20 protein-coding genes and 1 rRNA gene are annotated in these 23007 nt (G+C 69.6%); 10 read left to right on the top strand and 11 right to left on the bottom strand.

The window, feature by feature from the left end:
- From AB0H56_RS27000 to AB0H56_RS26975, 6 genes are all read right to left on the bottom strand, one after another.
- Positions 1–87: ribosomal RNA gene (locus tag AB0H56_RS27000) — 16S ribosomal RNA — on the bottom strand; the annotation flags it as partial.
- 483 nt (positions 88–570) lie between these two features.
- Complete coding sequence (tyrS, locus tag AB0H56_RS26995) at positions 571–1857, bottom strand: tyrosine--tRNA ligase (protein ID WP_357168311.1); 1287 nt, start codon at positions 1855–1857, stop codon at positions 571–573.
- 116 nt (positions 1858–1973) lie between these two features.
- Positions 1974–2399 carry a DoxX family protein gene (locus AB0H56_RS26990; RefSeq protein WP_357168297.1) on the bottom strand — a complete coding sequence of 142 codons (426 nt, stop codon included), beginning with the start codon at positions 2397–2399 and terminating at the stop codon, positions 1974–1976.
- A gap of 103 nt (positions 2400–2502) precedes the next feature.
- A complete protein-coding gene (locus tag AB0H56_RS26985) occupies positions 2503–3123 on the bottom strand; it encodes a DNA-3-methyladenine glycosylase (RefSeq protein WP_357168295.1) in 621 nt (206 codons plus the stop codon).
- A gap of 17 nt (positions 3124–3140) precedes the next feature.
- Positions 3141–4019 (bottom strand): RNA polymerase sigma-70 factor, encoded by an 879-nt coding sequence (locus AB0H56_RS26980; RefSeq protein ID WP_357168293.1) that lies wholly within the window; start codon positions 4017–4019, stop codon positions 3141–3143.
- A 40-nt stretch (positions 4020–4059) separates the two neighbouring features.
- Positions 4060–5241, bottom strand: a complete 1182-nt coding sequence (locus AB0H56_RS26975; RefSeq protein ID WP_357168291.1) for an FAD-dependent oxidoreductase — start codon at positions 5239–5241, stop codon at positions 4060–4062.
- A 200-nt stretch (positions 5242–5441) separates the two neighbouring features.
- Here AB0H56_RS26975 and AB0H56_RS26970 point away from each other — a divergent pair, with 200 nt between their 5' ends.
- From AB0H56_RS26970 to AB0H56_RS26955, 4 genes are all read left to right on the top strand, one after another.
- Positions 5442–6962, top strand: a complete 1521-nt coding sequence (locus AB0H56_RS26970) for a multicopper oxidase domain-containing protein (protein ID WP_357168289.1) — start codon at positions 5442–5444, stop codon at positions 6960–6962.
- A 73-nt stretch (positions 6963–7035) separates the two neighbouring features.
- Complete coding sequence (locus AB0H56_RS26965) at positions 7036–7770, top strand: ABC transporter ATP-binding protein (RefSeq protein WP_357168287.1); 735 nt, start codon at positions 7036–7038, stop codon at positions 7768–7770.
- Positions 7767–8531: an ABC transporter permease gene (locus AB0H56_RS26960; RefSeq protein WP_357168285.1), complete on the top strand. Its 765-nt coding sequence runs from the start codon at positions 7767–7769 to the stop codon at positions 8529–8531. Before AB0H56_RS26965 ends, AB0H56_RS26960 begins: the two co-directional genes overlap by 4 nt.
- Positions 8532–8546: 15 nt before the next feature.
- A complete protein-coding gene (locus tag AB0H56_RS26955) occupies positions 8547–9194 on the top strand; it encodes a TetR family transcriptional regulator (protein WP_357168283.1) in 648 nt (215 codons plus the stop codon).
- On the opposite strand, the gene AB0H56_RS26950 is transcribed toward AB0H56_RS26955, so the two are convergent.
- The 3 genes from AB0H56_RS26950 to AB0H56_RS26940 are packed head-to-tail and all read right to left on the bottom strand — an operon-like array spanning position 9178 to position 12092.
- Complete coding sequence (locus AB0H56_RS26950; protein WP_280347962.1) at positions 9178–9402, bottom strand: Trm112 family protein; 225 nt, start codon at positions 9400–9402, stop codon at positions 9178–9180. The two genes, AB0H56_RS26955 and AB0H56_RS26950, sit on opposite strands and share 17 nt — an antisense overlap.
- 9 nt (positions 9403–9411) lie before the next feature.
- Positions 9412–9855: a GtrA family protein gene (locus AB0H56_RS26945; protein ID WP_357168281.1), complete on the bottom strand. Its 444-nt coding sequence runs from the start codon at positions 9853–9855 to the stop codon at positions 9412–9414.
- A complete protein-coding gene (locus AB0H56_RS26940) occupies positions 9852–12092 on the bottom strand; it encodes a hypothetical protein (RefSeq protein ID WP_357168279.1) in 2241 nt (746 codons plus the stop codon). The genes AB0H56_RS26945 and AB0H56_RS26940 overlap by 4 nt, the downstream gene beginning before the upstream one ends.
- Positions 12093–12318: 226 nt before the next feature.
- Between AB0H56_RS26940 and AB0H56_RS26935 the strand changes: the two genes are divergently transcribed.
- Together AB0H56_RS26935 and rffA are read left to right on the top strand one after the other, a co-directional pair.
- Positions 12319–13329: a glycosyltransferase gene (locus AB0H56_RS26935; RefSeq protein WP_357168309.1), complete on the top strand. Its 1011-nt coding sequence runs from the start codon at positions 12319–12321 to the stop codon at positions 13327–13329.
- Positions 13326–14462 carry a dTDP-4-amino-4,6-dideoxygalactose transaminase gene (rffA, locus tag AB0H56_RS26930; protein ID WP_357168277.1) on the top strand — a complete coding sequence of 379 codons (1137 nt, stop codon included), beginning with the start codon at positions 13326–13328 and terminating at the stop codon, positions 14460–14462. The genes AB0H56_RS26935 and rffA overlap by 4 nt, the downstream gene beginning before the upstream one ends.
- 43 nt (positions 14463–14505) lie before the next feature.
- On the opposite strand, the gene AB0H56_RS26925 is transcribed toward rffA, so the two are convergent.
- Positions 14506–17466 carry an AMP-binding protein gene (locus AB0H56_RS26925; RefSeq protein ID WP_357168275.1) on the bottom strand — a complete coding sequence of 987 codons (2961 nt, stop codon included), beginning with the start codon at positions 17464–17466 and terminating at the stop codon, positions 14506–14508.
- A 129-nt stretch (positions 17467–17595) separates the two neighbouring features.
- Positions 17596–18381, bottom strand: a complete 786-nt coding sequence (locus AB0H56_RS26920) for a hypothetical protein (protein WP_357168273.1) — start codon at positions 18379–18381, stop codon at positions 17596–17598.
- A 339-nt stretch (positions 18382–18720) separates the two neighbouring features.
- Between AB0H56_RS26920 and AB0H56_RS26915 the strand changes: the two genes are divergently transcribed.
- Genes AB0H56_RS26915 through idi form a run of 4 tightly spaced genes read left to right on the top strand, consistent with a single transcriptional unit; the run spans position 18721 to position 22840 of the window.
- Complete coding sequence (locus tag AB0H56_RS26915; RefSeq protein ID WP_357168271.1) at positions 18721–20127, top strand: family 2B encapsulin nanocompartment shell protein; 1407 nt, start codon at positions 18721–18723, stop codon at positions 20125–20127.
- A 12-nt stretch (positions 20128–20139) separates the two neighbouring features.
- Positions 20140–21405, top strand: coding sequence for a family 2 encapsulin nanocompartment cargo protein terpene cyclase (locus AB0H56_RS26910; RefSeq protein ID WP_357168270.1), 1266 nt, complete (start codon positions 20140–20142; stop codon positions 21403–21405).
- Positions 21402–22277: a geranyl diphosphate 2-C-methyltransferase gene (locus AB0H56_RS26905; protein WP_357168268.1), complete on the top strand. Its 876-nt coding sequence runs from the start codon at positions 21402–21404 to the stop codon at positions 22275–22277. Before AB0H56_RS26910 ends, AB0H56_RS26905 begins: the two co-directional genes overlap by 4 nt.
- Positions 22274–22840: an isopentenyl-diphosphate Delta-isomerase gene (gene idi, locus AB0H56_RS26900; RefSeq protein WP_357168266.1), complete on the top strand. Its 567-nt coding sequence runs from the start codon at positions 22274–22276 to the stop codon at positions 22838–22840. The genes AB0H56_RS26905 and idi overlap by 4 nt, the downstream gene beginning before the upstream one ends.
- The last annotated feature ends 167 nt before the right edge of the window (positions 22841–23007 follow it).

The raw sequence follows: 23007 nt of genomic DNA, 5'->3' as shown, positions 1-23007 counted from the left end.
GTACCCCGAAGGGCCTTACCGCTCGACTTGCATGTGTTAAGCACGCCGCCAGCGTTCGTCCTGAGCCAGGATCAAACTCTCCGTTGAAGACTCTCGAAACACTCCCAAAAGGAGCGAATCAGAACAATCTAAAGACTAGAGTCCGAAAACCTAGCAAGCCGAACACCAGCAAAAAGATTGCTGTTGTTCAAATGTCCACTCCTCAACCGGGGGGTATGAGAAGCGGAACCAATAATAATATTGGCACTGACATTCATCGACACACTATTGAGTTCTCAAAGAACACACGCACAAGCAGAACCACCGGCTCTCGTCCGGATCGTCTGCAGGGCAACTGTTCCAGCCTAACTTCGCTTCCAGACGATGTCAATCGTAACGCTGGTCACTCTGTTGGGCTTGCCAGGCGCTCTCCGGTTGGTCCGTGTCGCTCTGACTTCCAATAAGTTACGCGCCGGATAACGCCGCGTCAAATCGCCTGGACAGCAGCGGATCTGCGCAGGTCAGGGCGCTGGCGATCGGCGCTGCGGCGGCCCGAATCACACGGATGTGACTCAGGCCTCCGCGACATGGTCAGGCTATCCGTCGGACGCCGGCCATGTTCTTCTTGCCCCGGCGCAGCACCAGCCACTGGCCGTGCAGGTAGTCGGCGTCCGACGGCGTCCAGTCGATGTCGGCGACCCGCTCGTTGTTCACCGACGCCCCGCCTTCGTTGACCACGCGGCGGGCCGCTCCCCTGCTCTCGGCCAGGCCGGAGGCGACGAGCAGGTCGACGATCGTGTTCGGCTCACCGGGGACGACCTCGGCCACCTTGCCGTCGACCGCGGTCTCGCGCAGCGCGGCGCCGAGCGTCGACTCGGGGAGTTCGCGCAGATCACCGCGACCGAACAGCGCCTGGCTGGCCAGTTCCACCGCGCGGGTCTCGGCTTCGCCGTGCACGAGGGTGGTCATCTCGGCGGCCAGGCGCTTCTGCGCCTCGCGGGCGAACGGCCGCTCGGCGGTGGCGCGCTCGAGTTCGTCGAGTTCCTCGCGGCTCAGGAAGGTGAACCAGCGCAGGTACCGCACGACATCGGCGTCGGCGGTGTTCACGAAGTACTGGTACCAGGCGTAGGGGCTGGTGAGTTCGGGGTCGAGCCACAGGCTGCCGCCGCCGGTGGACTTGCCGAACTTCTTGCCGTCGGCCGAGGTCACCAGGGGCACCGTGAGCGCGTGCACGTGCGCGCCGTCGACGCGGCGGTTCAGTTCCACGCCGGCGATGATGTTGCCCCACTGGTCCGAGCCACCGACCTGCAGCGTGCAGCCGTGTTCGCGGCGCAGCTGCAGGTAGTCGTTGGCCTGCAGCAGCATGTAGCTGAACTCGGTGTAGGAGATGCCGTCGCCCTCGAGCCGCCGCTTGACCGTGTCGCGCGCGAGCATGACGTTGACCGAGAAGTGCTTGCCGATGTCGCGCAGGAAGTCGACGGTCGACAGCGATCCGGTCCAGTCCATGTTGTTGACGATCACCGCGCCGGTCGGCGAATCGTCGAGGTCGACGAAGCGTTCGAGCTGGGAGCGGATGCGCCCGGCCCACTCGGCGACGGTGTCGGTGGAGTTCATGGTGCGTTCGCCGACGTCGCGCGGGTCGCCGATCAGGCCGGTGGCGCCGCCCGCGAGGACGATCGGCCGGTGACCGGCGCGCTGGAAGCGCTTGAGCGCGAGCAGCGGGACGAGGTGACCCGCGTGCAGGCTCGCCGCGGTGGGATCGAAGCCGGCATAGAGGGTCAGCGGCGCGGTCGCGGCGGCCGCCCGCATCTCGTCCAGGTCGGTGGACTGCGCGATCAGGCCGCGCCAGGTCAGTTCGTCGAAGATGTCGCCGGTCACGGTGCCCATCTTTGCGCATCCGGATCCGGGCTCGCGAACAGGCCGAACTTCCTCGGCACGCCGATGATCGCCGGAACCGTGTGGTTCCGGCGATCGTCAGCGGGTCGAGTCGTCACTCATCGCACCAGCGCGGTGATGCTCTCGCGACGCTCGTAGGCGATCCAGGCGAAGATCGCGGCCAGGGCCAGCGGGAAGATCGCCGTGCCGGGCATGCCTGCGATGAAGGCCTGCGTCGCGGCGGCGAGCACGGTGAGCAGCGACAGGCCCGCGGCGGCGAGCGCGGTCAGCTTCGGCACCATCAGGCCGATGCCGCCGGCCACCTCGGCGACGCCGATGAAGATGAGCAGCCCCATCGGGATGGTCATGTTCTGCGGCGGGTTCGCCATGAGGATGTGCGGGATGACGATCTTGGGGCCGCCCGAGGCGATGATGAAGAACAGGCCGAGCACGATCTGCAGGGTCCACAGGACGCGGTTGCGGATCTTGCCGGGGCGGCGCGCGGCAGTGGTGGTGGCGGCGAAGTGGGCGGTGGTGGTGGTCATCTCTCGTCCTTCTGGTCGGTCGCGCTGGGGTCGGTGGCGCGTTCAACAGATAGGACGGAGGGCCGCCGCGGAATTCATCGCTGCCCGTGCGAGATTTTTCGCGCTACGTCGTCGGTGCCGCGGCGCGAGGGCTGCGCCGGTACACCGAGACCGCCGGCGAGGGGATCAGGAACCGCCACGGCACCTCGGCGGCCGAGCTGACGCCGACACGGGGGCCTGCGACGATGTCCGCTTGTGGCACAGGCGGTTTCAGCTCGAGGCGCACATCGGAGAACGGATCGAACAGCTCGGTGCCGTAGTCGGACAGGTTGATCCCGAGCGCGCTGCCGACATTGCCCGGTCCGCGTGCGAGGTCGGCGTCCTTGCGGGCGGCGGGCCTGCGTTCGCGGACGAGATCGACGCCGTCGAGCACTTCCGCCGCCCGCACGAGCACCGCGCCGGCCTCGCCGTCGTAGCCCGTGGTCACGTTGACGCACAGGTGGATTCCGTAGGAACGATAGACGTAGAGCCGACCGGCCGGGCCGAACATCACCGCGTTGCGGGCCGTTGGTCCCGGCCAGGAATGCGCGGCGGGATCCGGCCACGGGCCTGCGGGATCGCTGCCGTAGGCCTCGACCTCCACGATGCGCAGCGCGACCGGCCCCGACCACAGAGCCGCGCCGAGCAGCCTGCGGGCGGCGGTGGGCGGATCGACGGCCAGTTCCTGGGCGGACACGCCCGCCATTGTGCCTACCGCGGAACTCAGCCGAGCAGCTCGGTCCCCCGGTACAGGCCCGCGAGCTTGCCGGGGTTCACCTGGAAGCGCAGGTTCCGCACGCGGCCGTCGACGAGGTCGAAGGTGAAGGCGGCACCGGGCGCGCCGCCGATGGAGATGAGCGTGCCCAGCTCGCCGTTGATCTCGGCGGCGCTGAGCTCGGCGCCCGCCGAGGACGGTTTCGCCAGGACGCCGAGGATCCACCGGGCGACATGATCGGGCCCGTACAGCGGCCTGCGCGCGGCGGTGACCACGCCGCCGCCGTCGGACCAGCAGGTGACGTCCGGGGCGAGCAGGTCCATCAGCGCGTTCAGGTCGCCGCCGGCGCAGGCGGCCATGAACTGCTCGGTGACGTGGGCGCGGGCGGCCTTGTCGGTGTCGAAGCGCGGCCTGCGCGAGCGCACGTGGTTCTTGGCGCGGTGCGCGATCTGACGAACGGTGGGCTCGGGTCGCTCGAGCGCCGTGGCGATCTCGGCGTGCGAGTACCCGAACACCTCGCGCAGCAGGAAGACCGCGCGTTCGACCGGGGTGAGGGTTTCCAGTACCACCAGCATCGCGGTGGAGACGGTGTCGGCCAATGCGGTGTCCTCGGCGATGTCGGGTGAGGTCAGGACCGGTTCGGGCAGCCACGGGCCGACATAGGCCTCGCGGGTGGCCTGGGCGGAGGTGAGCCGGTTCAGCGCCAGGTTGGTGACGGTGCGGACCAGGTACGCCTTCGGGTGTTCGACGCGAGCGCGATCGGTGTCGTGCCACTTCAGCCACGCGTCCTGCAGGACGTCCTCGGCGTCGGTGACCGTGCCGAGCATCCGGTAGGCGGTCGCGAACAGCAGCCGGCGGTGCTCGAGGAACGGATCGGGTTCAGGCATGACGCATTCTCCCGCCTTCGGCGCGCGTGCGCTGGATCGGTCACGCGGGCAGCCGTGTGGCCCTGCCGCCGGTGGACAGCTGGACCTTCATCGTCATCCGGCGGCTCGCCTTGAATGTCGGCACCGGGCTGCTGCTGACCAGCTCCTTGTAGGCGCGCGCGGCCCAGCCGGTGAGGAAGTACCGGCGCGGGCTGTCGTCGGCGTGGGTGAACTGGATGACGGCGTCGCGGCGCCCCAGGCTCACCGGCTGGTGGAAGTAGCCGAACCGGAACGGCCGCACCGGCTTTCCGCGCAATTCGGCGGCTATGACATCCGCCGTGTAGGCGGCGGTCGGCAACCCGCTCTGGCAGGTGCCGTGGATCTGCCCCCAGGCCTGGCGGACCGCGGCGGCGTCACCGATCGCGTGAATCGCGGGGTGCGACACCGACTTCAGCGTGGGGTCGACCACCACCCGTCCCCGCTCGTCGGTCTCGATGCCCGCGGTGGCGGCCAGCGGCGAGACGCGGACACCGCTGGTCCACAGGGCCAGGTCGGCGTCGACGCGGGTGCCGTCGGCGAGTTCGACCGCGGCGGGCAGCACCTTGGTGACCCGGACACCGGTACGCCGGACGATGCCGAGGCGGTCCAGCGCCGCGTGCAGGTACGCGCGCGCGTTGTCGCCCATCATCGCGCCCGGCTCGGTGGCGCCGATCAGGGTGACGCGCAGGCCGGGATGACTCTCGGCGATCTCCGCGGCGGCCTCGATGCCGGTGAGGCCGCCGCCGCACACGGCGACCGTGCCGCCGGTCGCGGCGAGCCGGGCGAGCTCACCGGCGAACGCGTGGGCGCGGCGCGGGTCGTTCAGGGTCCACGCGTGGTCGGCGGCGCCGGGGACCGCGGTCGTGTCGGTGCCGCTGCCGAGGGCATAGATCAGCCGGTCGTAGGCGAGTTCGCCGTGGCCGTCGACCTGGACGCGGCGCGCGACGGGGTCGATGGCGGTGGCGCTGCCCTGGACGAATTCGACACCGGCGCCGTCCAGCAGATCAGGAATGTGATGGTTCGCCAGCTTCTGGCCCGCGGCGATCTGGTGCATGCGGAGCCGCTCGGTGAACCGGGCGGACGGGTTCACCAGGGTGATCCGGACGCCGAGCTCGCGGGTACGGCGGGCGAGCCGGATCGCGGCCAGCATGCCGGTGTACCCGGCGCCCAGGACGACGACGTGGGTGGTGGTAGTGGTGTTCATGGCGGCGCTCCTTCTCGATGGGATGCCGATGGGACAGATGAGCCCGGCCGAACGTGACAACCTGTCGATGTGACCTAGGTCACTTCTCCCCGTATCGGCTTCCGACCTGCGGAAACTTCGGATCATCAGGGTCCGGACCAGGGTCGGCTGGGGGCTGGAACCCGATGTGCGGAGGTGGGGGCGGTTCCTACCGTCGGAGCATGGCTCCCCCCTCGCGATTCCGCCTCGTGCGCCGGATACTGTTCGGCGCCTGCGCGCTCGCCCTCACCCTCGTGGTCACGATCGCCGGACTGGTGACCTGGACCTGGGCGACCGCGGACATCTCCACCGTCGGCACCACCGAATTCACCAGACCGCTCGCCATCCCGCCACTGGCGCCTTCGACGGTCGAAAACGACGGAACGCGGGTCTTCGACCTCGATATGCGCACCGGGACGACCGAATTCGAGTCCGGCAACGCCACAGAGACCTGGGGGTTCAACGGCAGTTACCTCGGCCCCACCCTGCGGGCCGCCCGCGGCGAGCGGGTGCGCGTCCGGGTCCGCAACCAGCTACCGGAAGCCTCGACCGTGCACTGGCACGGCATGCACCTGCCCGCGGAGATGGACGGCGGACCGCATCAGATGGTCGAGCCCGGCGCGACCTGGACGCCGGAATGGACAGTGGCCCAGCCGGCTTCGACACTCTGGTACCACCCGCATCCGCACGGCGAGACCGAGGCTCACGTCCGCCGCGGACTGGCGGGCATGTTCCTGCTCGACGACGACGTGGCGAACGCCTTGCCGCTCCCCCACACCTATGGTGTCGACGATCTCCCGGTGATCGTGCAGGACGTGCGGCTGCGCCGAGGGCAGCTCGACGACGGTCACGGCCTGTTCCGCGATGTCGGATTCCTCGGCGACCGCACCATGGTCAACGGCACCCTCGCGCCGTATCAGGAGATCGGCGACGAACTGGTGCGCCTGCGCGTGCTCAACGCCTCGACGGCGCGGATCTACACCTTCGCCTTCCACGACAGCAGGACCTTCGCGCTGGTCGGGACCGATGGCGGTCTGCTCCCGCGGCCGGAAACCCTGTCCGCCGTGCAGCTTTCGCCCGGCGAGCGGGCCGAGATCGTGGTGCGGGTCGGGCCGGGTGAGCGCACGGTCCTGCGCAGCGAGCGGCTCGACGCGGGCCTGGACTTCTGGGGCACCAGGTTCGCCGGCGGCGACGACCGGTTCGACGTGCTGGAATTGCGGGCGGCGCCGACCCTGCGTCCCTCCCCCGACCTGCCCGCCGCCCTGGTCTCGCCCGCGACGCCCGACGGTACCGACACGGTCCGCGAACGCACCTTCGACCTCACCCTCTCCGGGATCAACGGAGCGAAGATGGCCATGGATCGCATCGACGCGACGGTGACGCGGGGCACCACCGAGCGGTGGGTGATCCGCAATGTCGACGGGATGCCGCACAACTTCCACGTCCACGACGTGCAGTTCCGGGTGCTCGACTACGCGGGCGCGCCACCACCGCCCGCGCTGACCGGCCCGAAGGACACGCTTTTCCTGCCGCCGAACACGACCGCGACGGTGGCCCTGCGCTTCGACGGGCCCGCCGATCCGGACACGCCGTACATGTATCACTGCCACCTGCTCTGGCACGAGGACCAGGGAATGATGGGCCAGTTCATGGTCGTCGAGCCTGGTCAGGAGGCCGCGGTGACACCCGGCCACCCGCATTGAGGGTTGCCGGGACGGCGCGGTCGCGCTAAATTCATCACGTAGTGAATTCAACACTCGATGAATTGAGGCGACCATGTCGCACACCGCCCCGCCACCGGTAGCCGTCCGGGTCGACGGCCTGACCGTCACCCGCGGGAAACGCACTGTCCTGCAAGGGTTGTCGCTCGACATCCCGCAGGGCTCGATCACCGGGCTGCTCGGCCCGTCCGGCTGCGGGAAGACCACCCTGATGCGCGCCGTGGTGGGCACGCAGATCGTGGAATCGGGCACCGTCACGGTGCTCGGCGAGCCGGCGGGCAGTGCCGGGCTGCGCCGCCGGGTCGGATACGTCACCCAGGCGCCGAGCATCTACGCCGACATCAGCGTCCGCGACAATGTCGCCTACTACGCCGCGCTCTACGGCCGCGGCCGCGACGACATCGATGCCGCGCTCGGCGCCGTCGGCCTGGCCGAGTACGCGGGCCAGCTCGGCGACCAGCTCTCGGGCGGGCAGAAGACCAGGGCCTCGCTCGCCTGCGCGCTGGTCGGCAAGCCGGAACTGCTGGTGCTGGACGAACCGACCGTCGGGCTCGACCCGGTCCTGCGGGTGGAGCTGTGGAAGCAGTTCCGCGAATTGGCCGCCGCCGGAACAACTCTGCTCGTCTCGAGTCACGTGATGGACGAGGCCGAGCACTGCGACCGGCTGCTGCTCATGCGGGAGGGCGACCTGCTCGCCCAGCTCAGCCCCGACGAGCTGCGCGAGCGGACCGGCGAACAGAACCTGGAGACCGCCTTCCTCACCCTCATCACGATGGGAGAGCGCGCATGAGCACCCCGCTGCGCCCCTACACCGCCACCACCGGCCGGATCCTGCGCCAGCTGCGCAACGATCACCGCACCGTCGCCATGATCCTGGTGGTGCCCGCCCTGCTGATGACGTTGCTGTACTTCATCTATCAGGACGCCCCGCGCGCGCCACACGCCCCACTGACCATCTTCGACCGGGTCGGCATCACCATGCTCGGCATCCTGCCGTTCATCGTGATGTTCCTGATCACCGCCATCGCCATGCAGCGCGAGCGCACCTCGGGCACGCTGGAGCGACTGCTCACCACGCCGCTGAGCAAGCTGGATCTGCTTGCCGGCTACGGCAGCGCGTTCTCCCTCGCCGCCGCGGCGCAGGCCGCCGTCGCCTGCGTCGTCGCGTTCTGGCTGCTCGGGCTCGAAGCCGCGGGCAATCCGGGCTGGGTGATGCTGATCGCCATGGTCGACGCGGTGTGCGGCGTCGCGCTCGGCCTGCTGGCCAGCGCGTTCGCCCGCACCGAGTTCCAGGCGGTGCAGTTCATGCCGGTGATCGTGGCGCCGCAGATCTTCCTGTGCGGCCTGCTCGTTCCCCGAGACCGGCTACCCGGGTGGCTGGAGGCGATCAGCAATGTGATGCCGTTGAGCTACGCGGTCGACGCGCTGCAGCAGGTGTCGGTCTCCCCGGAGCCGACCGGCGTCATGTGGCGCGACATCGCGGTGGTCGCCGGGTTCGCCGTGGTGGCCCTGTGTCTCGGCGCGGCCACCCTGCGGCGACGGACACCCTGACGGAACGAGGAGACGATGAGCGACGGCGAATCCGGTACGGGCACAGCCAGATCCGGCCGCACCGGACGCAGGCCCGGCAACACCGACACCAGGACGGCGATTCTGGAGGCCGCCCGGATCCGGTTCGCCGACGCCGGTTTCGACAAGACCTCGATCCGGGCCATCGCGGGCGACGCCGACGTCGATCCCGCGCTCGTGCACCACTATTTCGGGACCAAGCAGCAGTTGTTCGCGGCGGCGGTGGATTTCCCGGTCGACCCCGACTCGACGCTGAGCCAGGTCGACGACGCGCCGCTCGACGAGCTCGGCGCCACGATCGTGCGCGCGGTGGTCACGGTGTGGGACTCCCCCGCCGGGCCGGGCATCGTCGCCATGGTGCGCAGCATGTTGGGCGGCGGCGGCGAGATGAGCCTGGCTCGTTCCTTCCTGCTCCAGGTCGTGCTCGAGCGGGTGCGCGGGCGGATCGCCACCGCCGAGGACGACGGCCGCGCCCGGGTGTCGCTGGTCGCCGCGCAGATGGTGGGGGTGCTCACCGCGCGCAAGATCATCGGGGTCGAGCCGCTGGCCTCGATGCCGATCGAGACGGTCGTCGCGGCGGTCGGCCCGTCGGTGCAACGCTATCTGACCGGCGATCTCGACGTCCCGCTCAGGACTGGGCGGTGAAGAACTCGTGCTCGGCGTCGGCGACGTCGCGGGCCTCGTCGATCAGCAGGACGGGGATGCCGTTGTCGATCGGGTACGCGCGGCGCAGTCGCGGGTTGTAGAGCACGCTCGCGCCTGCTTCGGTGCGGACCAGCTGCAGGGGGCCTTTGTCCTGCGGGCAGGCCAGCAGGCCGAGCAGGGTTGCGTCGAGGGTGGATTCGTGCGCCATGCGCCCAACCTACCGCGCGCGCCGGAACGAGATGTAGCGGTGTCCGAAGAAGCTGAGCACCGCGACCAGACCCATGACGATCACCGAGGCGGGCGCGGCGGGGAACCCGAGACCGGTGACCGCCACCTCCACCAGCACCACATTGAGCACCAGGCCGCCGACGTTCACGCCGCAGAACGCGACGAAATCGCGCAGCAGCCGCCCGCGCACCCGGAACACCAGGGTGCGGTGCAACACGAACGCGACCAGCGTGCTCACCGCGTAGGCGGCGACGACCGCGAGCCCGGGCCTGCCGTCACCGAGCACCCCCAGCCAGAACACCGCCAGCGCCATGCCGAGCAGGGTGTTGAACCCGCCGACGATCGCGAACGCCAATTCCTGGCGCTTGACGATCCGCAGCAGCGGGCCCGGGGTCTCGAGCACCCCGTCGACGGGCGCCGCCTCGGTGGTCATCGCACCGCGTCCGCGAGTTCGGCGTCGCCGTCGGGGATGGTCTCGGCGGCGGGGGCGGCGGGCTCCTCGTCCTCGGGCTTGCGCCCACGCAGGTACAGCCACTGGAACACCGCGAGCCCGAGCAGGCTCGCCGCGATGGCCGCGCCGCCGATCTTCCAGCCCGGTGGGCGCCAGGTCAGCTCGAGATCGCCGTCGCGGGTGCCCGCGGGGATGTCGACGGCGACGAAGCTCTTGGCCACCACCGTGAACGGCACGTCCTTGCCGTCGAGGCTGACCCGGTGGCCCGGCCAGCCCAGGCGCGCGAACACCACCCGGCCGCCGGTCTCCGAGCTCACCGTCACCCGGCTGGTGGTGTCGGATTCCGACACCGAGACCGCGGTGGCGCCCTGGACCGCCGAGATCCGGCCGTTGCGGGTCGAGATCAGGCCGTCCTCGCGCTCGAGTACCGCGATGTACTTCTCGTGGCCGGGGTAGGCGACCCACTTCCAGCCCGCGGGCGCTTCCTGGGTGCCCGCGTCGGGATAGAGCGCCTTCTGCAGGACGACGCGATCGATGTTCATCAGGTCGACGATCGTCTTGCCGGTCGACGGTTCGACCGCGAACGCGCGCCGGAAGGCGTCCGGGCAGACGCTGGTGTCCCAGCGCATGCAGAGCATGTCACCGAACCAGTAGTGGCCGTTCGGCGTGTATCCGCTGACGTAGGTGAGTTCGAGGTCCTTGGCGTAGTTGCCGAACACCAGCGAGCCATAGGCCCCGTCGAGGGTGCGCTCCCCCGGCTGGATCAGGCCGCGATCGCCCAGTTGCAGCGTGGTGCCCGCGAAGTCGGGGAACGCCGCCATCGCCGCGCCGCGATCGCTGGGCAGGTTCCAGCTCATCGGCGTCGGCTGGGCGCGGTCGACCTGGAAATAGGCGATCGGGAACACCGCGACGATGGCCAGCGCCACCGCCGCCGTCGTCCCCTTGTTCACCGCGAGCCACACCACCAACGCGCCGAGCGCGGCGAGCACCAGCGCGGCGCCGATGTGCCACAGCCAGTGGTGCGGATCGGCCGAGAACGACCGCACCCACAGCAACCCGATCAGCACGGCCGCCGCGATCCCGCGCGCCCGCCAGTCCTTGAACGTCGCGAAGCGGCCCAGCAGGACGCACACCAGCAGCAGCAGGCCCAGCGCCACCATCGGCAGCACCCGGGCGGGCCAGCGCAGCGGTCCGATGGTGCCCGGCCCCGCGGTCCACATGAGCGCGGCGATCGCGAACAGCGCGATCCCGCTGAGCTCCCGCCAGGCGGCCCGCGCCCTGCCCCAATCGATGAACGCGAGCGCCGGGACGAGGAACCACGCGATGTAGACCACCGGCAGCGGCTGCACGTACCCCCACCAGGAGGTGAAGGCGGGCAGCGTCGTGGGCAGGCTGGCGTTCAGCGATTCCGACCACGGCACGGTGAGGAACTGGTCGTTGTTGATCTGGGCGGTGCCACGCCAGGTCACCTTGGCCGAGAGCATGCTCGGCAGATAGGTCGCGAGCCCGGCCAGCGCCGCCAGCCCGGACACCAGCAGCAGTTTCAGTGAGGGCCGCCAGGCCTTCTGATAGATCAGTTCACCCACGGCGACCGCGACGATCATCATCCCCGCCTCGACCGCGGGGAAGATGTACTGCACCGAAATCGCCAGGTAGAGATACACGAACACCGGAATCGGCCCACCCCGACCGCGCGCGTACCGCACACCCGAGGCCCACGCGTGCACCATCCACGCGGTGCCGGTGAAGGCGGTCATCCAGCTGGCCTCGTCGAAGAACAGCAGCCAGCCCGTGAACGGGATCGAGACGCCGGCCAGCGCGGCCCACTGCACGCGCGAACCGTAGGCCAGGCAGATCCGGTAGACGCCGAGGCCGAGGATGATCGCGAAGACCAGCTTCACCACGGTCGCGTACAGCACCAGGTTGCCGACCGACGGCGCGATCAGATCGATCAGCAGCTGCGGCGGATTCAGCAGTCCCGCTTCCTCGATGGCGTAGTTGCCCGCCATCCAGTGCTCGGGGACCATCACCGGCAGATCGCCGTCGCGCAGCCGCCTGCCGAGCATCACCCACAGCGGAACGTACTGGGATTCGGTGTCGTCGGTGTAGAAGTGCCGGGCGTTCGCCAGCAGAACCGCGCCGTAGCCCGCGATCACTCCGAGGGAGGTGATCAAGCCCCACAGGTACACGGCACGACGGGGAGGGGTTCTACTTTCCACCACGAGGATCAGACCCTACAGGTAAGCGGCACCGACGGCACCGTCGCACGGTGCCCTGCGTCACCACCGGGCGCTACCGCCCAGTGTTAAAGTTCCCCCACTGCCGGGCCCGCACCGCACCGCCTCCCATCACCGAAAGTCGACGATGCCGATTCCTTCCGCACATTCGTCCCGACCCGGCGCCGTGCTGCCCGCCGGGGCGCCCGACCGCAACGGGTCGCGCCCGGTGCATTCGGTGTCGGTGGTGGTCCCGGTGTACCGGGGCGAGGAGACGATCGCGGCGCTGGTCGCCGAGCTGGACCGGCTGACCGGACCGTCGACCTCGGCGGCGGGCGCCCGCTTCGCGGTGGAGGAGATCATCCTCGTCCACGACAACGGCCCCGACCGCTCCGATGTGGTGCTGCAGGAACTGGCCGGCTCCTACCCGCAGGTGCGTCCGGTGTGGTTGAGCCGCAACTTCGGTCAGGACGCGGCGACGATCGCCGGAATGGCGGCGGCGCGCGGCGACTGGATCGTCACGATGGACGAGGACGGCCAGCACGATCCCGCCTTCATCGCCGACTTCCTCGACGCGGCGCTGGCCTCGCGCGCCGACCTGGTGTACTCCAAGCCGAGCAACACCCGTCCCCACGGCTTCCTGCGCAACCTCACCTCGCGCGGAGCGAAGATCGTGCTCGCGACGGTGTTCGCGTTCCCGGATTCCACCCGGTTCGAGAGCTTCCGGCTGATCCGCGGTGACATCGGCCGCCAGCTCGCCGAGGTCGCCGCCAACGGCGTGTATCTGGACGTGGCGCTGACCTGGGTGGTCGGCAACGCCGTCCAGGTGCCGGTGACCCTGCGCGCCGAGGGACGCGAGGAGTCCGGCTACAACTATCGCCGCCTGTTCTCGCTGTTCTGGAAGATGGTGCTGTGCAGCGGCACCCGCGGTCTGCGCCTGGTGAGCATGCTCGGGGTGACCCTGGCCCTGGCGGGGGTGATCATGGCCGGGGTGGTGATCGTGCAGGCGCTCACGCAGGACAACAGCGATCCCGAGGGCTGGGCCTCGATCATCGTCGTGCTGCTGCTGTGCTCGGGCGCCATCTTGTTCTCGCTCGGCCTGATCGCGGAGTATCTCGGTGTGGCGCTGCACATCCTGGTCGGCAAGCCGCTCTACCTCACCGTCGACAGCCCGACACCGCGCCCGGATACGATGCACGCGCCGATTCCAGCCGCGACGGAGAAGGATCACCACGAGTGAGCGACCGCATCATCTTCAGCAGGCCGTTCCGCGCCGCCGCCGAACGCGCCAACCTGCTGACCGTGCTCGATTCCGATCACAGTCACGGTGACGGTCAGTTCACCAAGTCGGCCACCGCCAAGATCAAGGCCATCACCGGCGCCGACCACGCGCTGCTCACCACCTCGTGCACGCACGCGCTGGAACTGGGCGCGCTGCTGCTCGAACTCGGCCCCGAGGACGAGGTCATCGTCCCGAGTTTCGCGTTCACCTCCGCGGCCACCGCGATGGCGCTGCGCGGGTCGACGTGCGTGTTCGTCGACATCGACGACACCACCGGCAACATCGACCCGGCGGCCGCCGCGGCCGCGATCACCGACCGCACCAAGGCGATCGTGGTCATGCACTACGGCGGTGTCGCCGCCGACATGGCGCCCCTGCTCGAGCTCGCCGCGCAGCACGGGGTGGCGATCATCGAGGACAACGCGCACGGCCTCGGCGGCACCTGGCGCGGCAGGCAGCTCGGCACCATCGGCACGCTGGGCACCCAGAGCTTCCACGACACCAAGAACGTGCACTGCGGTGAGGGCGGCGCGCTGCTGCTCTCCGACGAGATCCTGATGGGCCGCGCGGAGATCATGCGGGAGAAGGGCACCGACCGGGCCCGCTTCCTGCGCGGCCAGGTGGACAAGTACTCCTGGCAGGACATCGGCTCGAGCTACCTGCCCAGCGAACTCAACGCCGCGGTGCTCGACGCGCAGCTGGCCGAGTTCGACACCATCCAGGCGCAGCGGCACCGTGTGTGGGACACCTACGCCGCCGCGCTGCCGGACTGGGCCGCCCGCAACGACATCCGCCCGATGACGGTGCCCGCCGACCGCGGTCACACCGCGCACCTGTTCTACCTGCGGATGCCCACCGAGGACAGCCGCGACGGCCTCATCGCCCATCTCGCCGAGCGCGGGATCGTGGCGCCGTTCCACTACATTCCGCTGGACTCGAGCCCGGCGGGCCTCAAGTACGGCCGCACGCCGGTGCCGTGCACCCGCTCGGCGAACTTCTCGGCGACGATCGTGCGGTTGCCGCTGTGGCCGCTGCTGAGCGAGGCTCAGCTCACCCGCGTCGTCGACGCGGTCACCGAATACCAGGTCTGAGGCGCGGTGGTGGCCGGGCGTACCCGGCCACCACCGGGCACGATCAGTTCCCGCCGAACAGTTCGGCGGCCACCGCGTCGGTGAGCACCTCGTAGGCCTCGCGTTCCCGGTCGTAGAGCCAGGTGTTCGGACCCGGCTTGGGCAGACCCGCCGCCTGCACTGCCGTGGCCGAGGGCCGGAAACTGGGGCTGCGCGGGATGTCGTCGACGACGTAGACCAGGTCGGGACGCTGGTCGAGGGGCAGCGCCCGCATCGCCTCGGTGACATCGCCCGGCTCGATCTTGAAACCGGCCCGCACGCAGAGCGCGGCCGCGGCCAGATTGCCCGACGGGGTCGGCAGGCTGTAGGCCACCTCCATGTCGACCGAGGTGATGTCGTTGAGCACGTCGACGATCGGCTGGGTGAACACCGGGCCGCGCGGCGTGCGGATCACCGTGTCGCGGCGGTCGACCAGCCAGTAGTCGCCGTCGCTGTCGCGGCGGAAGATGTTCTCCGTCGGCCACCAGGCGTCGCCCGCCCGGAACACGGCGCGCAGCCCGCCGTCGGACAGGTCCCCGACGTCGACGGACTTGCCGAGCAGCAGGCCCGGCTCGTTGTCCACGCAGCGACGGGCGAAGCCGTCGTCGCCGACCAGGATCTGCTCGGTGACCGGGTCGTAGGCGACCAGTTCCACCTGCGCGGTGCCCGGCACCGGCCGCCCCTTGGCGCCGATCTTGGTGCCGGTGACATTGGCAAGCACCACGTCGCCGTCGATGGAGGCGTAGAACTCGAGCACGCGGGCGGGCGCGAACTGTTCGACCGTGCGCCGCCACAGCCCCGCAGGCATCCCGGAACCGATGAACAGCCGGATCGGATGGTTGTGCCCGGCCGGGAAGACCTGTGCGTCGAGCAGGTCGCGCAGCATCGTCCAGGTGTAGGTGACGACGGTGACGCCGTAGCGGTGCACCTCCTCGGCGAACCGGCCCGGCTCCATGTCGGTCGGCCTGGCCAGCGCGATCCGGCTGCCGCCGGCGATCGCGCCGCCGAGGCTCACCAGCAGCCCGGACGAATGGTGCAGCGGCGCGAGGCAGTACACGGTGTCGCGGCGGTCGAGGTCGGCCGCGCTCGCGGTGCCGAACGCCGAGAGCGCCCAGCGGTGGTTGGTGATGTACTTGGCCTCGAGCTTGGGGCCGACGCCGAGGACGAGGATGAACGCCAGTTCGCGGGCCAGGCCGGGATTGGGCCGGTACCACGCGGGCACCCGGACCTTCGACGGGTCGATCTGCTCGAGGTCGATCACCCGATCGCCGGTGGGCACCGACAGCTGCCTGGCGTCGCCGCCGCCGAGCACCAGCACGCGCGCGCCGGTCGCGGCGGCGGTGCGCAGGTTCTCCGGATCGGTGATCAGCGTCCGCACGCCGGTCAATTCCATCCCGTGCGCGAGTTCGGCACCCGGGGCGAGCAGTACCGCGACCGCGCCGAGGCGCGAGAGCGCGGCGACCGCGGCCAGGGCGCTGGGCCTGGTCTCCATGACCACGCCGATCCGGGTGGCAGGGCGCACCCCCACGGAGATGAGCCCGCGCACGACATTGTCGATGCGCACCTCCACCGCGGCGTTGGTGTGCACCCGGTCGTCGAAGAGGAACAGGTCCTTCTGCGGCGCCCGCTTGGCATGCTCGCTGAGCAGCTTGCCGAGCGAGATGCGGGTGTGCGGCTGGATCATGCCGAGCCGGGTCAGACGCGGCAGGGCGCGCGCGGCCTCCCCCGCGATCTCGACGGAGCCGCGAATGGTGTTGCTGGCGATGCCCTCCAGGGCCTTGCCGACGCCGGCGCCGGCCTCGGCCAGGGTCGCGGCGGTGTGCACCACGCGGGTCGCGGCGGTGCGCGGCGCGTTCGAGGCGACGTGTTCGCGCATGGGCACGATCTGCTCGGGCAGCGTGCCGTTGCCCTCCATCCAGGTGATCCAGTCGCGCACCATCGGCCAGGTGTGGTTGGTCGCCATCGATCCGGCGACGAGCCCGAAGTGCCCCGCCACGAGGCTGGCCTCGTAGACCTCGGCGTTGGGCGCGGCGCGCACGATGCCGCGCACGGCGGCCGGCTGGCCGATGTCGTCGACCTCGCCGACGAACGCCAGGATCGGGCACCGCAGCTCGGCCAGCGAGATCGGGTGATCGCGAATGACGAAGCCGCCGAGCATCATCCGGTTGTGCGCGACGAACTGCTTGAGCAGATCGGCGACCGCGGGACCGGAGTACCCCACCCAGCCGTCGCTGTTGAGGAAGCGACGCTGACGTTCCTTCGGCAGCAACGCTTCCCGGTCGTGCAGCTGCAGCAGGAAATCGATGCGCGACTTCGCGGTCTTGACCGGGTCGAGCATCTGGAATCCGATGCGCACCATCGACTCGGTGATCGGCAGCCGGTGCATCACGTGGTCGGCCAGGAAGTCGGCGACCTCCGACACCATGCCGTAGGGCAGCCCGAACGGCATGCCCGCGACGATGTCGACCGGGCTGCCGAAGGTGACGATGGAGGCGACGCCCTTGCCGTAGCGGTAGGCCGTGGTCTGGTAGGCGAACATGCCGCCCTGCGAGTACCCCATCAGGTGCACCTGCGCGCCGGTGGCCTCGCAGACGGTGTCGATGGCCGAGTTCACCGCGAGCACGTGGTCGGCCAGGTCGCGTTCCCAGCCGCCCTCCTCGGTCGCGGGAGAACCGAAATCGACCACCCAGCAATCGATTCCGCTGGCGTGCAGGATGCCGACGGCCCCGCCCGCCGCGTTCACGTCCCAGATGTCGGCGTTGACCATCAACGGCGGCACCAGCAGCGCCACCGGACGGCCCGCCGACTTGTCGTCGGGGAAGTAGTGCCGCAGCCGGTACATGCGTCGTCGCTCGACGACCTCGAAGGGCGAGGACTCGACATCGTGCGACAATCCGCCGAAGCGGATCACCTCCAGCCCGTTCTGCGCGGTAGCCAGCAACCGCTGCACCGAACCGACCACACCTCTTGGACTGAAATCCACCATTCCCACCTTGCTGACAGTGACACACCTCACACACCCCGATGTGCTCATATGAGCTAACCACACCGGACCTCCATTATGTGTCGGCTGTGACAGGCCGCATGTTGCGGCGATTCACCTCACAACCGCCGGTCAGGGGCTCATCACGTTGGCGTAGACGCTGTCGAACGGCTCGCTGCTGACGCTCAGATCACCGCGGAACGGATAGTCCAGCGCGGCGATCAGGAAGATCATGGCGCCGAGGAAGAAGGCGAACAGCCCGCCGAGCACGAGGTGGGCGTGCCGGCCGAGGCAGAACAGGCACAGCAACACCAGGTTCACCGCGCCGCCGACCAGGATGGTGCACCACAGCACGTCGGGGATGCCGCCCTTGGTGGCGTTGATCCGGTGCCTGCGGTCGGAGTCGAAGCGGGCGAACTGGTCGATGGTGGCGGCGTGCACGATCTCCTGGGCGCTGTCGGCAGGCCGGAACGCGAGCAGGTGGCCTTGGAAGCGCGTCACCAGGGCGGTGCCGCCCATGGGCTCCTCGCCGCGATGGAGCGCGGGCCAGACGACCTCGCGCACGTCGCGGGTGTAGGCGACGAGATCGGCGCGCAGGATCTCGCGAGTGGGCTCGGGATAGGCGCTGACCTCGCGGTAGAGCGTGCCGATCGCGGCGGCCTCGTCGGCGACCCGGCCCTGCGCCGCGTCGTAGGACTCGTAGGTGGCGGCCGCGATCAGCCCGAGCAGCAGCCCGTAGAACACGCCGCCGACGGTGAGCACCATCGTGACGGTCTCGTTCCAGCCGGGCTCCGGCCCGAACGCGCGCTGGACGGCGCCTCTGCTGAGCAGGATCGCGGTGACCGTGAGGCCCACCGCGACGCCGGTGATGAGGAGGAAGTCCAGCCAGATCGGTAACCCGTATATCCAGGTGAACATGCTTCGACGATAACGACCGAACCCACGATCCCGCCGCCTATCGGCGATTCATCCCAGGACATTCGTCGGCCCGCAATCACCTCCCGCACAACGGATCTCCCGGTCACAGCCATGTTTTCCGAATTCGGCCGCGCGCGACGGTCCCGGCGACCTACGATCGATGGCGTCCGGAACGTACTGACACGCATTCGATTTCGTGTAACACCGTTTCACACGCCCGGTTTCCCTCCGCGCAGGACCATTCGATTCGCATCGTTGCCCACCCCCCGACCTGTCGCGCAGTGTCGCGCCGAACAGGTCGATCGGCCGTGCCGAAAAACGCTTCGAGGTGAGGAACTCATGACCATCGAAATGCCGCTGCCCACAGACAATTCCGTGCGCAAGAGTCTCAGTACCAGCGCCGCCCAGAAGCTGGCGCACACCACCAAATCCGAACCGCAGATGCAGGGCATCAGCTCGCGCTGGCTGTCCCGCGCGCTGCCCTGGGTACAGGTCGCGGGCGGTGTGTACCGCGTCAACCGCCGGCTCACCCACACCGTCGGCAACGGCGAAGTCGAATTCGTCGTCGACGGTTCCCGGGCCCGGGTGATCCCGCAGGAATTGCGCGAACTCCCGGCCCTGCGCGCCGTCGAGGACGACGCGCTGCTGCGCCCACTCGCCGACAATTTCGTGCAATACGATCTCGACCCGGGATCCGTCGTCGCCGAATTCGGCAATCCGATGGATCAGGTGATTCTCGTCGTCCACGGAAAGCTCGCCCGGCTCGGCTCCGGCGAATACGGCGAGGCGACGAAACTGGGCCTGCTCTCCGGTGGCGACTATTACGGCGACGAGATGCTCACCGACGAATCGGCGATCTGGCCGGACACCGTCAAGACGGTCACCAGAACCACTATTCTCAGTCTCTCCAGGGAATCGTTCGAACAATTCCTGGACACGAATCCCGAACTCGCCCGCATTCGCACCGAGGCCGCGCAGACACCGGATCGGGCGCAGAATTCCAAAGGCGAGGCCGATATCGAGATCGCCTCCGGCCACTCCGGGGAACCCCTGCTCGAGGGCACCTTCGTCGACTACGACGCCAGCCCACGCCAGTACGAGTTGAGCCTGGCCCAGAGCGTGCTGCGGATCCACACCCGCGTCGCCGACCTGTTCAACGACCCGATGAATCAGGTCGACCAGCAGCTGCGGCTCACCGTCGAGGCACTCTACGAGCGGCGCGAGCACGACCTGGTGAACAATCCGGAATTCGGCCTGCTGCACAACTGCGACCTCAAGCAGCGCATCACCACCGAATCCGGCCCGCCGACCCCCGACGACCTCGACGAACTGCTGAGCATGCGGCGCGGGACGAAGTTCTTCCTCGCGCACCCGAAGGCGATCGCCGCGTTCGGGCGCGAATGTTCGCGGCGCGGACTGTATCCCGACCCGGTGGAATTCCAGGGCCATCGGGTGCCGGGCTGGCGCGGGGTGCCGATGCTGCCGTGCGGCAAGATTCCGGTGAGCGGCACCCAGACCACCTCCATCATGGCGATGCGCATCGGCGAACAGGACCAGGGCGTGGTCGGGCTGCACCAGACCGGCATCCCCGACGAGTACGAGCCGAGCCTCAATGTGCGGTTCAAGCAGATCGACGACCAGTCGATCATGTCCTACCTGGTGAGCTGCTACTACTCGGCCGCCGTCCTGGTTCCCGACGCGCTCGGTGTGCTCGACGACGTCCTCGTCGCGCGCCGGGCCGACTGATCGGCGCGGACCGTGTCGATCCTGACCAGGCTGGCGGCACCGCGGGCGAACACCGAGCTCGCGGGCACCGTGGCCGCGCTGCTGCACGGCGCGAACGCGCCCGCCGACCTGTTCCCCCGGCGGAGCGCGTCCGCATCGCCACTCCCCCAGCGGGTTTCGCCGCGCCCGGCGGCGGCAGGCCCGCGGCATCTGCTCGGGCCGACGGGCATCGGCACCACCGCCCTGCGCCCGACCCCGCGCCTCGCCGTCGCACCGACCACCGGTGCGCCACAGCGGATTCCGACGCTCTACTGCCCACCACCCGAACGCGACGACCCCGCGCTGGCCGAGGCCGTCAACGCCGGCCTGCTCGCCTGGGCCGCCCAGATCGGCCTCTACGAGGGCAGGCTCGACGAGCTCGGCAAGGCCGATTTCGGCCGCCTGATCATGCTCGCCCACCCCGACTGCGACGATCCCGACCGCCTGCTGGCCGCCGCCCGTTGCGCGGTGGCCGAATGGTCGGTCGACGATTACTACTGCGAGGAGGACGCCCCTGGCGACACCGCACCCGACGGCACCCCGTCCAGCGCCGCGGCCGAGCTGGGGCCACGACTCGAACTCGCCGCCGCCGCCATGGATCCCGCCCACCTGCCCGCGCGGTACGCGCCCCGGCTCGAACTGGCCATGCAGTCCGATCCGATCCTGCGCGCGTTCCGCACCTCGTTCGCGCACCTGGCGGGGTATGCGAGCCCGGCGCAGCTGGCCAGGTTACGCACCGAGATCGCGGGCTGGTTCATCGCGCTCGGCGCCGAGGTGGGCTGGCGCACCGCGGGCCGCATGCCACCGGTCTGGGAATACCTGACCAACCGGCAACCGCACAGCTTCCTGCCGTGCATGGCGCCGATCGACGCACTCGGTGGGTACGAACTCGGCGCCGCCGAGTACACCGACCCGCCGGTCCGGCGGGTGGTCACCACCGCAGCGCTGGCCGCCCAGATGGTGAACGACCTGTATTCGATGGCGCGCGAGGACCTTTCCGACGGCAGGGAGTTCAACCTGCCGACGGTCCTGGCCGCCGAGGACACCTGCAGCCGCGGCGAGGCGGTGCTGCGGACCGCGGAGATCCACGACGAGCTGATGCACCGGTTCGAACGCGAGGCCGCCCCGCTCGCCGCCGCGGGCTCACCCGAACTGCGCCGCTTCCTGACCGGCCTGTGGGCCTGGATGGGTGGCAACCGCGCCTGGCACGCCGACAGCCGCCGCTACCACGACATCGCACCAGGAGAGGACGACCGATGACCATCGCGAACCCGCACACCGACACCTCCGTCCTGCGCACCACCTATCAGCGTTCCGTCGCCGCCTACTGGAACAACAATCCGAACGACGACCGGGTCAACACCAAACTGGGCGAGGTCGACGGGCTCTACCACCACCACTACGGCATCGGCGAGCCCGACTGGTCGGTGCTCGACGGCCCCGAGGAGACCAGGCAGGACCGGATCGTGCGGGAGCTGCACCGGCTCGAGACCGCCCAGGCCGAATTCCTGCTCGACAATCTCGGTTCGGTGCAGACCGCGGACCGGGTCGTGGACGGCGGGTCAGGGCGGGGCGGCACCAGCTTCATGGCCGCCGAACGCTTCGGCTGCCAGGTCGACGGTGTGTCCATCTCCGAGTACCAGGTCGGCTTCGCCAACGACCAGGCCGCGTCCCGCGGCGTGAGCGACCGGGTGCGGTTCCACTTCCGGAACATGCTCGACACCGGCTTCCCCGACGAGTCGGCGCGCGCGATCTGGACCAACGAGACCACCATGTACGTCGACCTGTTCGACCTGTACGACGAGTTCGCCCGGCTGCTCGAACCCGGCGGCCGCTACGTCTGCATCACCGGCTGCTCCAACGACGTCACCGGCGGGCGCTCGGCCTCGGTCAGCTGGATCGACGCGCACTACGGCTGCATGATCCATCCGCGCAGCGAGTACTTCCGGGCACTGTCCGACAACGGCCTCGTCCCGACCACCGTGGTCGACCTCACCCCCGACACCATCCCGTACTGGGAGCTGCGCACGCACTCCGAGCTCGCCACCGGCGTCGAGCAGCCGTTCCTCACCGCCTACCGCGAGGGGAGCTTCCAGTACCTGCTGATCGTCGCCGATAAGGTGGCCAGGTGACCGAATCGCCCGCCGACCCCTCGTCCGACCGCGAAGCCCTGCTCGTGGAGCTGGTCGACGACACCGGCGCCGCGATCGGAGCGTGCTCGGTGGCCGATGCCCATCGGCCACCGGGCACGCTCCACCGCGCCTTCTCGGTCCTGCTGTTCGATCGGGACGGCCGGGTCCTCGTCCAGCAGCGCGCGGCGGTCAAGACCCGGTTCCCGCTGCAGTGGGCCAACACCTGCTGTGGGCACCCGGCGCCCGGTCAGCCGGTGGTCGAGGCCGCCGCGGTCCGGCTGCGCGAGGAACTCGGACTCACCGCCGACCTCGGCGAGGTCGGCGCCTTTCGCTACCGCGCGGGCGACGAGTCCACGGGGCGGGTCGAACACGAATACGACCATGTCCTGATCGGCCGGACCGACGCGGTCCCACGCCCCGACCCCGCCGAGGTCGGCGGCTGGGCCTGGGTCTCCCCCGCGTCCCTGCGCGCCGATCTTGCCGCGAAGCCGGCGAAGTACACCCCGTGGCTGGCCGAGGTACTCGAGATCGCCGAGCGTGCCCATCTCGCGGCCCAGGCCTAGCCCCGGCCGTCCTTGCCTTTTCTCGGACCGTGCGGTGTCCGCCTGACCCCGAAAGGCGGCAATTGGATAGATGCGCATATCTACATTTCTCGATGGTTCTGGTTCTTGGCGAACTCACAGGGTCGCCACAGTCGCAGAACAGGCCCGCCGCCGAACCTGAACAGGGA

Origin of the sequence: Nocardia sp. NPDC050717, assembly GCF_040654275.1 — a bacterium.
In the GTDB taxonomy this organism is placed as follows: Bacteria; Actinomycetota; Actinomycetes; order Mycobacteriales; family Mycobacteriaceae; genus Nocardia.
The sequence above is the reverse complement of the archived record's forward strand: the minus strand, read 5'-3'. Positions and strand labels throughout refer to the sequence as shown.

Excerpts from the sequence above, each read along its gene's own strand:
- AB0H56_RS26970 (WP_357168289.1), top strand. The coding sequence starts at position 5,442 with ATGGCTCCCCCCTCGCGATTCCGCCTCGTGCGCCGGATACTGTTCGGC.
- AB0H56_RS26980 (WP_357168293.1), bottom strand. The coding sequence starts at position 4,019 with ATGCCTGAACCCGATCCGTTCCTCGAGCACCGCCGGCTGCTGTTCGCG.
- AB0H56_RS26915 (WP_357168271.1), top strand. The coding sequence starts at position 18,721 with ATGACCATCGAAATGCCGCTGCCCACAGACAATTCCGTGCGCAAGAGT.
- AB0H56_RS26925 (WP_357168275.1), bottom strand. The coding sequence starts at position 17,466 with ATGGTGGATTTCAGTCCAAGAGGTGTGGTCGGTTCGGTGCAGCGGTTG.
- AB0H56_RS26960 (WP_357168285.1), top strand. The coding sequence starts at position 7,767 with ATGAGCACCCCGCTGCGCCCCTACACCGCCACCACCGGCCGGATCCTG.
- AB0H56_RS26920 (WP_357168273.1), bottom strand. The coding sequence starts at position 18,381 with ATGTTCACCTGGATATACGGGTTACCGATCTGGCTGGACTTCCTCCTC.
- AB0H56_RS26905 (WP_357168268.1), top strand. The coding sequence starts at position 21,402 with ATGACCATCGCGAACCCGCACACCGACACCTCCGTCCTGCGCACCACC.
- AB0H56_RS26990 (WP_357168297.1), bottom strand. The coding sequence starts at position 2,399 with ATGACCACCACCACCGCCCACTTCGCCGCCACCACCACTGCCGCGCGC.
- AB0H56_RS26945 (WP_357168281.1), bottom strand. The coding sequence starts at position 9,855 with ATGACCACCGAGGCGGCGCCCGTCGACGGGGTGCTCGAGACCCCGGGC.
- AB0H56_RS26975 (WP_357168291.1), bottom strand. The coding sequence starts at position 5,241 with ATGAACACCACTACCACCACCCACGTCGTCGTCCTGGGCGCCGGGTAC.
- AB0H56_RS26965 (WP_357168287.1), top strand. The coding sequence starts at position 7,036 with ATGTCGCACACCGCCCCGCCACCGGTAGCCGTCCGGGTCGACGGCCTG.
- AB0H56_RS26955 (WP_357168283.1), top strand. The coding sequence starts at position 8,547 with ATGAGCGACGGCGAATCCGGTACGGGCACAGCCAGATCCGGCCGCACC.
- AB0H56_RS26950 (WP_280347962.1), bottom strand. The coding sequence starts at position 9,402 with ATGGCGCACGAATCCACCCTCGACGCAACCCTGCTCGGCCTGCTGGCC.
- AB0H56_RS26985 (WP_357168295.1), bottom strand. The coding sequence starts at position 3,123 with ATGGCGGGCGTGTCCGCCCAGGAACTGGCCGTCGATCCGCCCACCGCC.